The sequence below is a fragment of the Paenibacillus woosongensis genome (assembly GCF_009725165.1).
GTDB classification, from domain to species: domain Bacteria; phylum Bacillota; class Bacilli; order Paenibacillales; family Paenibacillaceae; genus Fontibacillus; species Fontibacillus woosongensis.
Genome location: NZ_WNZW01000044.1, coordinates 1 through 488 on the forward strand (window position 1 = coordinate 1; position 488 = coordinate 488).

Annotated in this window: 1 rRNA gene; it reads right to left on the reverse strand. The window is 44.3% G+C overall.

Going from position 1 to position 488, the window contains the following annotated elements:
* A 23S ribosomal RNA gene (locus GNP95_RS25540) occupies positions 1–93 on the reverse strand; the annotation flags it as partial.
* Between the last annotated feature and the right edge of the window lie 395 nt (positions 94–488).

A 488-nucleotide genomic window follows, 5' to 3' on the forward strand; every position in this document is an offset into this window, starting at 1 on the left:
CTTACAGCTCCCCGAGGCAGTTTCGTTGTTCGCCACGTCCTTCTTCGGCTCCTAGCGCCTAGGCATCCTCCGTGTGCTCTTAGTAGCTTAACCATATCGCTCTCATTTTGGGCTATTCGCTCTGTTGCTCCTTGATTTCTTGATCTTATAAATTCATACAAGGGAGAAATCAACTCGCAAAGGATCGCCTATCCCAAAACGTTCGCTAGTATCACTACTTTTAGTTCACTTGTTTTAACACAAGTTCAGCTAAAAGGAATTTTCTAAAACGCAAATTTCGTTTCGTTATCCAGTTTTCAAGGATCAATCTCGCTTCATTTCAGATCGGTCACGAATCGTGCCGATAGAAATTAACGAGGTGTTTGAGAGTTGAACTCTCAAAACTGACCAACGAGTGAGCATCCGGCGACTTTCGTCGTCCGTAATATTTGAATGTTCTCGTTGCAGAGAACGATTCTCCATAGAAAGGAGGTGATCCAGCCGCACCT